This is a genomic window from Ciceribacter sp. L1K23, assembly GCF_018122705.1.
GTDB lineage: Bacteria > Pseudomonadota > Alphaproteobacteria > Rhizobiales > Rhizobiaceae > Allorhizobium.
On sequence record NZ_JAGRRC010000002.1, the window covers coordinates 436682 to 451510 of the forward strand.

A 14829-nucleotide genomic window follows, 5' to 3' on the forward strand; every position below is an offset into this window, starting at 1 on the left:
CCTTATTTTTGATTCTTCAAAGCTCAGGCCGAGAGCTTGGCCATCACTTCATCGGAAACCTCGAAGTTCGAGTAGACGGTCTGGACGTCGTCGTCGTCTTCCAGCGTGTCGATGAGCTTCATCAGCGACGTCGCCTTTTCCTCGTCCACCTCGATGGTGTTCTGGGGCTTCCAGATGGCCTTCACGGTCTCGGCCTCGCCGAGGCTTGCTTCCAGGGCTTTCGACACATCGCCGATGTCCTCGAAACCGCAATAGATCGTATGACCGTGCTCGTCGGAAACGACATCCTCGGCACCGGCCTCGATCGCTGCCTCCATCACCTTGTCCGCATCGCCCGCGGAGGCCTTGTAGGTGATCTCACCGACATGATCGAACGAGAAGGATACCGATCCCGTCTCACCCAGTGCGCCACCGGCCTTGGAGAAGATCGAACGGACGGACGATGCCGTGCGGTTGCGGTTGTCCGTCAAAGCCTCGACGATGACAGCAACGCCACCCGGACCGTAACCTTCGTAGCGGATCGCGTCATAGCTTTCGGCATCGGCGCCGGAGGCCTTCTTGATGGCGCGCTCGATATTGTCCTTCGGCATCGACTGCGCCTTGGCGTTCTGTACGGCGAGGCGCAGAGCGGCGTTCATCGCCGGGTCGGGAAGACCGGTCTTTGCCGCAACGGTGATTTCGCGCGCGAGCTTGGAGAACATCTTCGAACGGATACCGTCCTGCTTCCCCTTGCGGTGCATGATGTTTTTGAACTGTGAATGGCCAGCCATGGCACCCCTGATCAGGTCTATTTCGTTGGAATGGCCGCCTTATAAGCGCGATGGCGGCACCGTTCAAGGGGAGCAACTCTCCCATGTCGGCTTGGAACAAGGACGCGGCACACTCGTTCAGGCTCCGAAAGTCACAACGAAGGAGATCGAAAAGTGGCCAGTTTCTCAGAAGCGCGCGAAACCCCCGTCAACCAGCTGTGGGAAGAGATCGACGATATCCATGCGGGCATGCTGGGCCTGCAGGGCGAAGCCATGCATATGCAGCCTATGGCACCCTTCGCCGACCAGAAGACGAACACGATCTGGTTCTTCACGAAGACGGATTCGGAACTGGTGCAGAAACTGCGTCCCGGTTCCCGTGCTCACTTCTGCGTCGTGGGCAAGGACCACGACTACCATGCGTGCCTCGCCGGTTCCCTGGCGGAGCGGAAAGACGCAGCCAAGATCGACGAATACTGGAATTCGATCGTCGAGGCCTGGTACGAAGGCGGCAAATCGGATCCCAAGCTGACGCTTGTCGCCCTTCATCTGGACGACGGTGAAATCTGGGCCTCCACCGGCAACCCGCTGAAGTTCGGCTGGGAAATCGCGAAGGCAAACATGAACGACGAAAAAACGCCTGATGTCGGCGTGCATCGCCACGTCAGCTTCGCCTGAACCACGTGATCAGAAGCCCCTGAGCACCAGGATCAGGGGCTTCTTCGGCAGTGTGCGCATCGAGACCGTTACGCTCTGGTGTTCGGAAAATGACTTGTCAAACCGGTCGTCGAACATGGCCATGAAGCTGTCGACAATGGGTCCGCGGCGGTGCATCGGCAGAACTAGCGCCGAGCGCAACCGACTAATCACCCCGCTCATGCTCTGCGCGCCCATGGTAAGTCCGCCATCCACAGGGACCATCACGACATCAAGCCGCCCGATCTCGGCATAGTGGCTGTCGGTGAGCTCATGATGCAGATGCCCGAGATGGCCGATGCAGAGCCCGGCGATCTCAAAGATGAAGATCGAATTCCCGTTTTCCTCGAACCCGCCGAATCCGCGTATGTCGGTGCTGACATTGCGGATATAGCTTTCTCCGACAACGAGCCTGTGCTCGGCCTTTTGGCCCGGCGTCTCGTGCCAGCCGTGGAGGACGTGTTCGATCGCCGGATCGGGAAACAGCGTATAGTGGCTGCTGTGTGCCTTGTTCATCGTCACCACGTCCGGAAGACGCGCTGTTCTGAGCGAGCCGCTGTAATCCGTCGCGATGGTCACCCCGTCTGGAGCCGTTATCTCGAACGTCGAATGACCGACATACGTAATGACGACCTCGTCCCTCGCCGCAGCCTTCAGCGGGGCGAAGGTGCCATCGACCTGCGGATTATAGGTGGCGTATAGAGCGCTTGGAAGTCGTTCCGCCACCAACTGGCATTGGCTGACCATTCCCCGATCCTGCGCCGCTGTCGGCGAGATTGTCGCCAGAAGCGCCAATGTAGAGATCACCGCGAACCTGAGCTGCATCATGAACTCCCTGTCGGATCGACCGTGGGTGAGCATGATGCAGGCCAGGAGACAGGTAAAGCTGGTCAGGACTTCTCCCGACTCACAATGGCGTTATCAGCGCCAGAACTCCGGCACGGTTTCGGTAAGCCGCGGTCCCAGTCTCAGAGGTGCTATCTTCTCAGCCAGTCCTGTGCGGTCCGATATCTCGACCCCGACCCCGCAGATCGTGGAGGGGCCAGACGCCGCCTCGAAACGGCCCTTCGGCATCTTGGAAATGAACCGGTTGATCGGCTCTTCCTTGTCCATCCCGAGGGACGAGTCGTAGTCTCCGCACATGCCGGCATCAGACATGTAAGCCGTTCCGCCGTTCAGGATCTGATGATCGGCGGTCGGCACATGGGTGTGCGTGCCGACAACGAGGCTTGCCCGTCCGTCCACGAAATGCCCGAAGCACTGCTTCTCGCTGGTCGCCTCGGCATGGAAATCGAAGATCACCGCATCGGCCTGCTCGCCCATCGGGCAGGCAGCCAGGATCGCCTCGGCCGCCTGGAAGGGATCGTCAAGCTCGGGATGCATGAACACGCGCCCCATAATGTTGGAAACGAGCACGCGCGCACCATTGCGCGCGTAGAAAACACCCGAGCCCCTGCCGGGCGTTCCGGCCGGATAATTGGCCGGACGCAGGAACTGGTCATGACGCTCGCAAAAGCTGACCGCCTCCTTCTGGTCCCACACGTGATTGCCCGTCGTGACCACGTCCGCTCCGGCATTGATCGTCTCGAGGTAGATATCCTCTGTGATACCGAAACCGCCTGCGGCGTTCTCCCCGTTCACAACGACAAAGTCGAGCTTCAGGTCGGAGATCAGGCCCGGCAACCTGTCCCACACCGCGGTGCGACCCGTCTTGCCGACCATGTCGCCCAAAAATAGAAGTCTCATGCCGATACCTGCTTTCCAAAGACGCGAAAGCCGCTTTCCGTCAGCAATGCTTCCAGCTCGACATCGTGATCCTCCGCCGGCACTTCCGGCACCTCCTGACAGTCGAAGGCGATGCCAATCAGCCTCGGCTCCTTGCCACTGGCTCGCAGGCGCGCGATCGCGCGGTCATAATATCCGGCGCCGTAACCGATGCGGTGCCCGCGTGCATCGAATGCGGCGAGCGGCACGAGCATGAGGCCCGGATCGACCACGGGAGCCTCAGGACCGGGCCCGCGGGTACCGAAACCCGTGTCGACGAGTTCAGCGCCGGGAAGCAGTTCGCGAAACACGATGGTCTCTCGATCATGGATGATCGGCAACGCCAGTCGAGCGCCACGCTCCCTCAGTTTTGCCAGCAAGGGGCGGATATCAACCTCCGATCGGATCGGAAAGAACCCCGATACGATGGTGCCCGGCAAAACCTCGATAGCAGCAGCCCCGGCATCGGCTATGGCCAGCGACGCTTCTATTCGGCTCTCCACGGACATGGCATCTCGAGACGCAAGCCGTTCGCGGCGCAGGGCCGCCTTTCTGTCTTTGTGCAACATGCCCGTTTCTATGCGCAGACATATGCGAAGCGCAAGCATATCGCACCAGTGCTGCTGTTAATCGCCGTAAACCCCTTTGCTTCCGGCATTCAAAGCGCTTTGGTCGCAAAGCTTATTTAACATTTGCCATTTAATTGTAGGTTTACTTATCAATCGGGGAAACAACCTATGCGCCTTCTCTCACGCTTCGGGCTCGTCGGAACGGTTACCGCCACGACGATCATCATCCTCCTTCTTTCGCTTGCTGCGGTTGCGTTCGCGATATCTCACAGTATTTCCGGACGTATCGCGGAACAGGCGATCGAAGGACAGAACGCAAGTCTCCGCACCGCGGCGACCATTGTCGAGCGTGACCTTCCCGGGGTCCAGGTGACTTGGGGCAAGGACGGCAACGTGGAGAAGATCGTTGCACCGGAAATCCCGGCCACGTTCGAAAGCCACACGATGATCGACACAGTCGGCCGCATGACCGGCCAAACTGCGACGATCTTCGGATGGGATGAAGCAAGCAAGGACTTCTGGCGCCGCACGACCAACATCGTCAAACCGGACGGAAATCGGGCAGTGGGCACTGCTCTCGGCCAGACGGGCGCCGTCTACCCGGTTCTGACCAAGGGCAACACCTATCGCGGCGAGGCGGTCATTCTCGAAGTACCCTACTACACCATATATCAGCCGATCTTCTCGCCTGAGAACAAGGTCATCGGCATCCTCTATGCCGGTGTCCGGGCCGCCGACATCGACAGTATCGCCGAACAGATGGCCTGGACGATCGGCATCACTGCCGTTGTCACGCTGATCGTTGCAGCGATCATCATGGCCTTTGTTGCACGCCGTATCATGGGCCCCATTCCTCAATTGACAGCGGTCGCCAACCGGCTTGCCAAGGGCGACCTGGGGACCGAAGTGCCCAACCAGAGCCTGCGCAATGAGGTCGGCGCTCTGGCCCGCGCGCTCGACGTATTCCGTCAGAACGCGGAGCAGAAGATCGCTCTTGAGCGGCAGGCCGACGAGACCCGCGAACAGAGCGAACAGGAGCGCGGCGCACGCGAGCAGGCAAAGGCCGAGGAAAACGCCCGCATCCAAAAGGCGGTCGATGCCCTGGCCGGCGGCCTGCAACGCCTCAGCGAGGGCGATCTCACCTGTCGAATCGAAACCCCCTTCAGCGATGGCCTTGAGCGGCTGCGTGTCGACTTCAACAACTCGCTCGAAAAGCTGAACTCGACGCTGTCGCAGCTGACGACCGAGACCCACGGCATTCAGGCAAGTGCCGAAGAGATGCGCTCCGCAAGCGGCGACCTGTCGAAGCGCACGGAACAGCAGGCTGCCTCGCTTGAGGAGACCTCGGCCGCGCTCGACGAAATCACGTCGACGGTCAAGAGTTCGTCTGCCCGCGCCGACGAAGCCTCGTCCATGGCACAGGCCGCCCGCAGCAGCACGGAAAGCTCAAGCAAGGTCGTGTCGGACGCCATCGAAGCCATGGGTCGCATCGAAAACGCTTCGTCCGAAATCTCGAAGATCATCAATGTCATCGACGAAATCGCCTTCCAGACCAACCTGCTGGCGCTCAACGCCGGGGTTGAGGCTGCACGTGCAGGTGAAGCTGGCAAGGGCTTCGCGGTCGTCGCCCAGGAAGTGCGCGAACTGGCCCAGCGTTCGGCAAATGCCGCGAAGGACATCAAGGCATTGATTACGAAATCCGGCGAAGAAGTCTCGGGCGGCGTGACGCTTGTTCGCGCCACCGGGGACGCGCTCCATAAGATTTCGGAGCAGGTGGAAAAGATCAACGGTCATATAGCGTCGATCGCAACGGCCGCCCGCGAACAGTCCACCGGCTTGAACGAGATCAATTCCTCCGTCAGCCAGATGGATCAGTTCACCCAGAAGAACGCCGCCATGGTCGAAGAGACCACCGCCGTCACGCATCGATTGGCCGAAAGCGCCACGACACTTGCCGGCCTCGTCGGACAGTTCCGGACGAGTGCCGCGTCGGCTGCCCCGGCAACGCGTCAGATCGCCGTCGCTCGCCCGGAAAGCTCTCCAGCTCCCTCGCCGGCCCGTCGAATGACCGCGGCATTGTCGAAAGCCTTTTCCACAGGCAGCGGGACTGCCGCGGCAAGCAATGCGGACTGGGAAGAATTCTGAGGCGGACTGCCTAACCTAAAACCATGAGGCGGTGGCGAAAGCTGCCGCCTTTTACGTCTTGGCGGTACCGTCTCAGGTCTTGAAAAACGAAGCGCGATCCACGGCAACCGATGGAGATTTACGATCCTGGGTGCCTACAAACGTAGGTGGGCGCCATATGTCCAAGCCCACGGGCCTGGTCAGGGACAGCTCCCTTTGGATCGAGTATGGCCCCAGGGATTGTGGTTCCTGTCGTGAGGCGCAGACCGCGTTACAGATATAGGAGGTAAGCGTGCCGTCCGCCAGTGGCCTCTTCAGCCTTCCTGCCGATTTCGGACATCACTCCCCGGGTGTCGACGCAACGAGATCTGCACGTCCCGTCAGTTTCCGCGTTATTCCGGTTAGTTTTTCCGTGAGTTCGACAACGGACGACAGAAGCAGTTCTTCGCGCTTCTCTGCCCCGGCGAGAACCTCGTCCCGTCCACTGCGCAGCGCCGTCAATTCGCTTTCCAGGGACGCCACCCGCTTGTTCAGTTCGGAGAGTTCGTCCATCACCATGATACCGGCCATGACCGTGAGACGCAGATCGCCTATCTCGCCAAATTGCGTCTTCAAATGACCGACATAGCGGTCGAAGGTGGAGGACAGTGCAATGAGGTGATCCTCCTGCCCTTCCTCACAGGCCATCCTGTAGGCCTTACCGTCTATTGTGACCGTTACCTGCGCCATCATTTTTCCCGTACGGGGTAGAAAATCTGCAACTTACCTGTCCAGGACCGCCCGGATGGTCTCCATCGCCGTCACCAGCCGTCGGGAGACTTCCCGATTGACCTCCTCGAGACGATTGGCGCGAAACTGAGACTCGTCGAGTTCCTGCGCCAACCGCGCACGATCTGCGTGAACGCGTTTAACCTCGCCTTCGACCTCACTGCTTTCGCGCTGAACCTCAAGACGCATGTCGATGGCATTCTCAAGGCCGGCAATCGCCTGCCGCAAGGCGCCAAGAGCCGCCTCTACCTTGCTTTGCGTTGGCATTATGCTGTCCCGGCTTTTCCAAAAAAGGTGACCGAATCGACCCGTCGGGCCTACCTGTTCGATGCGGGACACTAGCCGCGCGGGGGCGGCTGCGTCAATGAAACGGCACGTGTCTCGCCACGCCTTTGCTGTGGAATACGGCGGATCACGACCGGTTAGCGCCTTCTCCGGATGCAGTGCCGCATTGTTGTGCAGCCTCCCGGTTTTTTGCACCGAAGGAAGCACCCTACCTCTGGATTTGTTGACTTGCGCGATCCACCTGCTATGGATCAGCCGCCTTCAAGGGACCGCCCGCGCGGCCCTCCTCCAGACCCCGGAACAAGCGGAACCGCCATGACTTCTCCTGAAAAACACAACCGGATGGCCAATGCGATCCGTTTCCTTGCGATGGATGCAGTTGAAAAGGCCAACTCCGGTCACCCCGGTCTGCCGATGGGCGCCGCCGACATCGCCACTGTTCTTTTCAGCCGATATCTGAAGTTCGATCCGAAGAACCCGCTGTGGCCGGATCGCGACCGTTTCGTGCTGTCCGCCGGTCACGGCTCCATGCTGCTCTATGCGCTCCTCTACCTCACCGGTTATGAGGACATGACGATCGAGGACATCAAGCAGTTCCGGCAGTTGCACTCCAAGACCGCGGGTCACCCCGAATACGGCCACGCCTCCGGAATTGAGACGACCACCGGACCTCTCGGCCAGGGCATCGCGAATGCGGTCGGCATGGCAATCGCCGAGCGCAAGCTCGAGCAGGAATTCGGTTCCGATCTGCAGAACCACTTCACCTATGTGCTGGTCGGCGACGGCTGCCTCATGGAAGGCATCAGCCAGGAAGCCATCGCCATGGCTGGCCATCTGAAGCTCAACAAGCTGATTGTCTTCTGGGACGACAACAATATCACCATCGACGGCGCCGTATCCCTCTCGGACTCGACCGACCAGATCGCGCGTTTCAAGTCCGTCAACTGGAACACGATCAAGGTCGACGGCCATGATCCGGAAGCCATCTCCGCCGCGATCGAGCAGGCACAGAAGTCGGATCGCCCGACCTTCATCGCCTGCAAGACGGTTATCGGCTTCGGCGCACCGAACAAGGCCGGCACGCACAAGGTTCACGGTTCGCCGCTCGGCGCCGAGGAAATTGCCGCTACCCGTAAGGCGCTCAACTGGGAAGCCGAAGCATTCTCTGTGCCCGCTGATGTTCTCGATGCGTGGCGTCTCGCTGGCCTGCGGTCGACCAAGACCCGCAAGGAGTGGGAAGAGCGTCTTGCCGCCGCCGATGCGGAAAAGCGCGCGGAATTCAACCGCCGCTTCGCCGGCGATCTGCCGGGCAACTTCGATGCGACCATCGACGCATTCAAGAAGAAGATTGCCGCGAACAACCCGACCGTGGCGACCCGCAAGGCCTCGGAGGATGCCCTGGAAGTCATCAACGGCCTCCTGCCCGAAACGCTTGGCGGCTCTGCCGACCTGACGCCCTCCAACAACACCAAAACCAGCCAGATGACCTCGATCACGCCGACCGACTTCTCCGGCCGGTACATGCATTACGGCATTCGCGAGCATGCGACGGCCGCGGCCATGAATGGCATCGCGCTGCACGGCGGCCTGATCCCCTACTCGGGGGGCTTCCTGATCTTTTCCGACTACTGCCGCCCGTCCGTGCGCCTCGCCGCGCTCATGGGTATCCGCGTCGTGCACGTCTGGACGCACGACTCGATCGGTGTTGGTGAAGACGGCCCCACCCACCAGCCTGTGGAGCATGTCGCAGCGCTTCGCGCCATCCCGAACCTTCTGCTGTTCCGGCCGGCCGACGAAACCGAGACCGCGGAATGCTGGCAGCTCGCTCTCCATCATAAGAACCGGCCGTCCGGACTGGCGCTTACCCGCCAGAACCTGATGCCGGTCCGCACCGAATACGAAGAAAAGAACCTCAGCGCATATGGCGCCTACGAGCTCATCTCGGCGAGCGATGCCAAGGTGTCGATCTTCGCATCCGGCTCCGAAGTGGAAATCGCCGTGAAGGCGCAGAAGCAGCTTGCCGACAAGGGCATCTCCGCCCGTGTCGTGTCGGTGCCCTGCTTCGAACTCTTCTTCGAACAGTCGGCCGATTACCAGGAAGCCATCATCGGCAAGGCCCCGGTGAAGATCGCCATCGAAGCGGGCATCCGCCAGGGCTGGGACGCGTTTATCGGCTCCGACGGCGATTTCATTGGCATGAATTCGTTCGGGGCCTCGGCACCGGCCAAGGATCTGTACAAATATTTCGGCATCACGGTCGAGGCCGTGGTCGCCGCGGCGGACGCCAAGCTCGGTTGAGGCCAAACGCCGCAAGGGCATTTCGCCCCTGCGACCGATCCATTAACTTGAACCTGTCTTAATAGCGGGAGTGATCGTAATGACTGTAAAAGTTGCCATCAACGGCTTCGGCCGCATCGGCCGCAACGTATTGCGCGCCATCGTCGAGTCTGGCCGCACCGACATCGAGGTCGTGGCCATCAACGATCTCGGCCCGGTCGAGACCAATGCCCATCTGCTCCGCTACGACTCGATCCACGGCAAGTTCCCGGCCGATGTCAAAGTCGATGGCGACACGATTTCCGTCGGCGGTGGCAAGCCGATCAAGGTTACCGCGATCAAGGACCCGGCAACCCTCCCCCACGGCGAACTCGGCGTCGATATCGCCATGGAATGCACCGGCATTTTCACCGCACGCGACAAGGCAGCCGCCCACCTGACGGCTGGTGCAAAGCGCGTGATCGTGTCAGCGCCCGCGGACGGCGCGGATCTGACGGTCGTCTTCGGCGTCAACCACGACAAGCTGACCAAGGACCATCTTGTCATCTCGAATGCGTCCTGCACCACGAACTGCCTGGTTCCGGTGGTCAAGGTTCTTGATGATGCCGTCGGCATCGACCACGGCTTCATGACCACGATCCATTCCTACACCGGTGATCAGCCGACGCTCGACACCATGCACAAGGATCTCTACCGCGCCCGTGCTGCGGCCCTGTCCATGATCCCGACATCGACCGGCGCGGCAAAGGCTGTTGGCCTCGTGCTTCCGCATCTGAAGGGCAAGCTCGACGGCACGTCGATCCGCGTTCCGACGCCGAACGTTTCGGTTGTGGACTTCAAGTTCGTCGCCAAGAAGAACACCACCAAGGAAGAAATCAACGAAGCGATCAAGGCTGCGTCCAACGGCGCCCTGAAGGGCATCCTCGGCTACACCGAGGAGCCGCTCGTCTCGCGCGACTTCAACCACGACAGCCACTCCTCGATCTTCGCGATCGACCAGACCAAGGTTCTGGAAGGCAATTTCGTGCGCATTCTCTCTTGGTACGACAATGAGTGGGGCTTCTCGAACCGCATGGCCGACACGGCCGTAGCTTTCGCAAAGCTCATCTGAACCATCGTTCAGTATTTGTTAGCCATAAGGCGGACCGATCGTCGGTCCGCCTTTTTTAATTGTCTCATTGCCTTGAGAGGATCATCATTCCCATTCAATATTCCTTCACCAAGTGAATGGGAATCAGAAGACAAGGGCCTGCGTTGCTGCGCGAGGCCATTTTCATGTTTCGTAAGGGGGTGACTGGAGTTGGAGACGTTTTATCTCGTCACGCTCGTGTTGACGGCGTTGATCCTGTTTGCGGCGTTCTCCAGCCTGCTTGCCTTCCGCTTCGGCGCCCCCTTGCTTTTGCTCTTTCTCCTCGTCGGGCTGATCGCCGGAGTGGACGGGCTGGGCATAGAATTTTCCAGCTATGAGACAGCCTATGCGATAGGCTCGATCGCACTTGCCATCATCCTTTTCGATTCCGGGTACGGAACCTCGTTGCATTCGTTCAAGATCGCGGCCTTTCCGGCGATCGTCTTGTCAACAGCCGGCGTGTTGCTGACGGCTGGGCTCTTCGGTCTGGTGGCGAGTTGGATCCTGGGGCTCAGCCTGTTGGAGGGCATGCTGCTTGGCTCGATCGTCGCCTCGACGGACGCTGCTGCGGTGTTCTTCCTTTTGCGAATCGGCGGTATCAACATTCGCGACAAGGTGCGTTCGACACTGGAAGTCGAATCCGGAACGAACGATCCGATGGCCATCTTCCTGACGCTGGCTCTGGTCACGCTTGTCTCCCAGAACGGCGGTGAAGAAACAGGATGGGCAGCAGGTCTCGGTCTGCTGCGGATGTTTGTCGAGCAGATGGGCATGGGCCTTTTGTTGGGATTGATCGGTGGATACGTGATCGTCCTCATCCTCCGTCATATCCGGATTGAACGAGGCCTCCTTCCGATCGTCGTGCTGGCCCTGTCGCTGGTGGTCTTTTCCTATACCGGCGCCGTGGGCGGCAGTGGTTTTCTTGCCGTGTATGTCGCGGGCATTTTTGTCGGCAACAAGAAGATCCCGGCCGGACCGGCAATTTCGAGATTCCAGGAGGGGCTGACCTGGCTTGCCCAGATCATCATGTTCCTCGTACTCGGCCTTTTGGCGACACCCTCCGACTTCGTCAACACCCTGGCGCCGGCCGCCATCCTCGCGCTCTTCCTGGTGTTCATCGCGCGACCGATCGCAGTCTGGCTCAGCCTGCTTCCCTTCGACTTTACCCAACGCGAGACCGGCTTTATCGCCTGGGTCGGCCTGCGCGGAGCGGTGTCCATTCTGCTTGCCATCCTGCCGGTGCTGGGTGGTATCGAGAACGGAGCGATCTACTTCAACACCACGTTCATCGTCGTCATGCTGTCTCTCGCGATGCAGGGCTGGACCATCAAGCCCATGGCGAGAGCGCTCGGCCTCATCGTCCCGCCACGCCTCGGCGCGATCGAAAAGTACGAACTCGACCTGCCCGGCGCGGCCAATCACGAACTCGTCTCGTATCGCGTCGTTGCCGGAAGCCCGATCATCAGCGGCGAACGCATCCCGCGCTGGGCTATGCCTTCACTGGTCATCCGCGACGGCAAGTCGATGCGCTACCAGTATGCCGGACGGCTTCGCGAGAACGATCAGGTCTACCTCTTCATCGCGCCGGGCTATTCGCGGCTGCTCGACCGCCTCTTCGCGGAAAAGGCCAAGCTGGACGAGGACGATACCGAATTCTTCGGGACTTTCACGATCTCACCGTCCCGACCGGCCGAGGAGCTCGACCTTGCCTATGGCCCCGGCCTCATCAGCGAAGCGGACAAGGCCAAGACCATCGGCGAGCTGATCGAGGCACGTATCGGCAGTCATCCGGAATACGGGGATCGGGTCCGCGTCAGCAACGTTATTCTGATCGTCCGCGGTACTGACGACAATGGCCGCATATCCTCTGTCGGCATTTCACTGGAAGCTGTCGTTCCCGCCACCACGCTACCAATCTTCCTCAATATGCGGGAGACCGCCCATACGGTCCGTGACGCACTGCGACGTTATCGCGCTCGCAAAAGAAGCCTGTCCGAGAAGGAAAACAGGATGTGATCTGTTTGATCTGTCATTGAGCCGGAGTAAGGTCTGCGCCATCACCCTTTCAAATCACAACGACGGATAACGACATGCCGGCTTTCAAGACTTTGGACGATCTCACCGACATAAAGGGCAAGCGCGTACTGGTGCGCGTCGACCTCAACGTGCCGATGGCGGACGGCAAGGTCAGCGACTCGACCCGCATCGAACGTGTGGCGCCAACGATCCAGGAACTGTCTCGCAAGGGTGCCAAGGTCATCCTTCTCGCCCATTTTGGCCGCCCGAAGGGTGAGCCCGTGGCTGATATGTCGCTGAAGCCGATCGCCGCCGCGGTGGAGGAAATCCTCGATCAGAGCGTCGAATTCGCCGGCGACTGCATCGGCCCGGAAGCCTCAAAAGCGATCGATGCGATGAACAATGGCGACATCCTGCTGCTGGAGAATACGCGGTTCCATAAAGGCGAGGAAAAGAACACACCTGAGTTCACTGCAGAGCTCGCAAAGAACGGCGACATTTTCGTCAACGACGCGTTTTCGGCCGCACATCGCGCGCACGCGTCCACCGAAGGCCTCGCCCATCACATGCCCGCCTATGCCGGACGCACGATGCAGGCGGAGCTGGAGGCCCTGGAAAAGGGCTTGGGCAAGCCGACCCGCCCCGTGGTGGCAATTGTCGGCGGCGCGAAGGTCTCCACCAAGATCGACCTGCTGCAGAACCTCGTAAAGAAGGTTGACGCCCTGGTGATCGGTGGCGGCATGGCCAACACCTTCCTTGCGGCACAGGGCGTGAACGTTGGCAAATCCCTTTGCGAACATGATCTGGCCGAAACCGCAAAACAGATCATGATCGAGGCTGCGACCGCGGGCTGCGCCATTGTTCTGCCCGTCGACGGCGTAGTTGCCCGCGAGTTCAAGGCGGGTGCCGCCAACGAGGTTGTTGATATCAACGCCATTCCGTCCGACGCAATGGTGCTCGACGTAGGACCGAAGTCGATCGAAAAGGTCAACGAGTGGATTGGCCGCGCTTCAACCCTCGTCTGGAACGGCCCGATGGGAGCATTCGAGATAATGCCGTTCGATGCCGCGACGGTCGCAGCGGCAAAGTACGCGGCGGAAAGAACCCGTGCGGGCAAACTGGTTTCCGTCGCCGGCGGCGGCGACACGGTCTCCGCTCTCAACCATGCCGGTGTCGCCGATGACTTCACTTATGTGTCGACAGCCGGCGGGGCCTTCCTGGAGTGGATGGAAGGCAAGGAACTGCCGGGTGTTTCGGTTCTGTCCACAGCAGGCTGAGCGCTGTCGCCGTCGTCGGATGCGCGGATTGACGCCGCGCATCCCTGTTAACTTACCTGTTTAAAATAGTTCAACATTTTAAACGATTGAAATGATTTCAATCGTTTCAATAACTTACCGGCATATTCCCCCTCCAAAAAACTTCTGGTATCGGCCACTGGGTCACTAGGTCTGCAAGTCGTTTTGAGCGCCCGGCGCGCTATTTTTTTGGGATAGGAGTGAAGCATGGTGGACGCGAAGATGTTGAACAAAATCGGCTCGGCGCCCGGTTTCATTGCGGCGCTCGATCAGAGCGGTGGTTCAACACCCAAGGCGTTGCTGCTCTACGGCATTGCGGAGGCAGACTACAACGGCGACGAAGAAATGTTCCGCCTGATGCATGCCATGCGCGTCCGGATCATGAAGGCTCCGGCCTTTTCCGGAGACAAGGTTATCGGCGCCATCTTGTTCGAGCGCACCATGGACGGCGATGTCGATGGACAGGCAGTTCCGTCCTACCTGTGGGAAAAGCGCGGTGTCGTGCCGTTCCTGAAGGTCGACAAGGGCCTGCTGGACGAGGACAACGGCGTTCAACTGATGAAGCCGATGCCGGACCTCGATCCTCTCCTCATCCGGGGGCGCGACAAGAGCATCTTCGGCACCAAGATGCGCTCCGTTATTGCTCACGCCGACAAGACCGGCATTGCCGCGGTCGTCAAGCAACAGTTCGAGGTGGCGCGCCAGATCATCGGCCAGGGTTTGGTCCCGATCGTCGAACCCGAGGTCTCCATCAAGAGCCCGACGAAAGAAGCAGCTGAAGCCATTCTTCGAGACGAGATTGCGGCCCAACTGGACAAGCTGCCGGCCGGCGAACAGGTCATGCTCAAGCTGACGATCCCGACGGTCGACGGTTTCTATGAGCCCTTGGGCGCCCATAAATCCGTGATCCGGGTCGTCGCGTTGTCCGGCGGCTACAGCCGCGCGGACGCCTGCGAAAAATTGCGGAAAAACCACGGCATGATCGCAAGCTTCTCGCGCGCGCTGACGGAGAACCTGCGCGTGCAAATGAGCGATGCGGAATTCGACGCAAGTCTCGCCGAAACGATCGATGAAATCTACGCAGCGAGCGTGAAGAAGGCCTGACGCCGCTGCATCTGGCGCGTTTCTCTCACGATGATTATTGTCACCGAGACACA

At 60.0% G+C, this 14829-nt stretch carries 13 protein-coding genes and 1 other RNA gene; 7 read left to right on the forward strand and 7 right to left on the reverse strand.

What is annotated here, in order from left to right:
- Positions 1–23: 23 nt before the first annotated feature.
- Positions 24–770 carry a YebC/PmpR family DNA-binding transcriptional regulator gene (locus J5J10_RS21035; RefSeq protein ID WP_211931615.1) on the reverse strand — a complete coding sequence of 249 codons (747 nt, stop codon included), beginning with the start codon at positions 768–770 and terminating at the stop codon, positions 24–26.
- 153 nt (positions 771–923) lie between these two features.
- Here J5J10_RS21035 and J5J10_RS21040 point away from each other — a divergent pair, with 153 nt between their 5' ends.
- Positions 924–1427 carry a pyridoxamine 5'-phosphate oxidase family protein gene (locus J5J10_RS21040; RefSeq protein ID WP_211931616.1) on the forward strand — a complete coding sequence of 168 codons (504 nt, stop codon included), beginning with the start codon at positions 924–926 and terminating at the stop codon, positions 1425–1427.
- 9 nt (positions 1428–1436) lie between these two features.
- On the opposite strand, the gene J5J10_RS21045 is transcribed toward J5J10_RS21040, so the two are convergent.
- From J5J10_RS21045 to J5J10_RS21055, 3 genes are all read right to left on the reverse strand, one after another.
- Positions 1437–2270, reverse strand: a complete 834-nt coding sequence (locus J5J10_RS21045) for an MBL fold metallo-hydrolase (protein WP_211931617.1) — start codon at positions 2268–2270, stop codon at positions 1437–1439.
- A gap of 96 nt (positions 2271–2366) precedes the next feature.
- Complete coding sequence (locus tag J5J10_RS21050; RefSeq protein WP_211931618.1) at positions 2367–3191, reverse strand: TIGR00282 family metallophosphoesterase; 825 nt, start codon at positions 3189–3191, stop codon at positions 2367–2369.
- Entirely contained in the window at positions 3188–3778 is a 591-nt protein-coding gene (locus J5J10_RS21055) for a 5-formyltetrahydrofolate cyclo-ligase (RefSeq protein WP_211931619.1), read from the reverse strand. Before J5J10_RS21055 ends, J5J10_RS21050 begins: the two co-directional genes overlap by 4 nt.
- Positions 3779–3946: 168 nt before the next feature.
- Between J5J10_RS21055 and J5J10_RS21060 the strand changes: the two genes are divergently transcribed.
- Positions 3947–5923, forward strand: coding sequence for a methyl-accepting chemotaxis protein (locus tag J5J10_RS21060; RefSeq protein ID WP_211931620.1), 1977 nt, complete (start codon positions 3947–3949; stop codon positions 5921–5923).
- A gap of 91 nt (positions 5924–6014) precedes the next feature.
- On the opposite strand, the gene ssrS is transcribed toward J5J10_RS21060, so the two are convergent.
- The 3 genes from ssrS to J5J10_RS21075 all read right to left on the reverse strand — a co-directional run bounded on the left by ssrS (position 6015) and on the right by J5J10_RS21075 (position 6937).
- Positions 6015–6173: non-coding RNA, 6S RNA (ssrS, locus tag J5J10_RS21065), on the reverse strand.
- Positions 6174–6241: 68 nt separating this feature from the next.
- On the reverse strand, positions 6242–6631 hold the full coding sequence (locus tag J5J10_RS21070) for a cell division protein ZapA (RefSeq protein ID WP_211931621.1): 390 nt from the start codon (positions 6629–6631) through the stop codon (positions 6242–6244).
- A 33-nt stretch (positions 6632–6664) separates the two neighbouring features.
- Positions 6665–6937, reverse strand: coding sequence for a DUF4164 domain-containing protein (locus J5J10_RS21075; RefSeq protein ID WP_208553844.1), 273 nt, complete (start codon positions 6935–6937; stop codon positions 6665–6667).
- Positions 6938–7270: 333 nt separating this feature from the next.
- On the opposite strand from J5J10_RS21075, the gene tkt reads away from it, so the two are divergent.
- From tkt to J5J10_RS21100, 5 genes are all read left to right on the forward strand, one after another.
- Positions 7271–9253 carry a transketolase gene (gene tkt, locus J5J10_RS21080; RefSeq protein ID WP_208553843.1) on the forward strand — a complete coding sequence of 661 codons (1983 nt, stop codon included), beginning with the start codon at positions 7271–7273 and terminating at the stop codon, positions 9251–9253.
- Between the two features lie 79 nt (positions 9254–9332).
- Positions 9333–10343 carry a type I glyceraldehyde-3-phosphate dehydrogenase gene (gene gap / locus J5J10_RS21085; protein WP_211931622.1) on the forward strand — a complete coding sequence of 337 codons (1011 nt, stop codon included), beginning with the start codon at positions 9333–9335 and terminating at the stop codon, positions 10341–10343.
- A 189-nt stretch (positions 10344–10532) separates the two neighbouring features.
- Positions 10533–12377, forward strand: coding sequence for a potassium/proton antiporter (locus J5J10_RS21090; RefSeq protein ID WP_211931623.1), 1845 nt, complete (start codon positions 10533–10535; stop codon positions 12375–12377).
- A 74-nt stretch (positions 12378–12451) separates the two neighbouring features.
- A complete protein-coding gene (locus J5J10_RS21095) occupies positions 12452–13654 on the forward strand; it encodes a phosphoglycerate kinase (protein WP_211931624.1) in 1203 nt (400 codons plus the stop codon).
- A 225-nt stretch (positions 13655–13879) separates the two neighbouring features.
- Entirely contained in the window at positions 13880–14776 is an 897-nt protein-coding gene (locus J5J10_RS21100; RefSeq protein ID WP_211931625.1) for a fructose bisphosphate aldolase, read from the forward strand.
- Positions 14777–14829: the final 53 nt, after the last annotated feature.